Consider the following 267-nt stretch of genomic DNA (forward strand, 5'->3'; position numbering starts at 1 on the left):
TGTCCTGCACGTTCTTTTCGACGATGCCTTTCTCCCAGCCAGAGGCCACGTTGCAGAAGTCCGGATCGAACAGATAGTGCGCGCACATCACGGAAAACCGGGCGTTGACCGTGCGGCCTTTGCCTTTATTGACCTTGTCCACAGCCGTTTTCATGTTGTCGTAGATGCCGCGACGTGGCACGCCACCCAACGCTCCAAACGAACGGGTATGGGCATCAAACAGCATCTCGTGGCCTTGGCTGGGGTACGCAACCAACCAGAATGCGC

The 267-nt window shown here is 57.3% G+C and carries 1 pseudogene; it reads right to left on the minus strand.

Going from position 1 to position 267, the window contains the following annotated elements:
- Window positions 1-267, minus strand: a pseudogene (locus QMX98_RS34975) (IS21 family transposase); the annotation flags it as partial.

This window comes from Pseudomonas sp. PS02303 (assembly GCF_029959925.1).
GTDB classification, from domain to species: domain Bacteria; phylum Pseudomonadota; class Gammaproteobacteria; order Pseudomonadales; family Pseudomonadaceae; genus Aquipseudomonas; species Aquipseudomonas mandelii.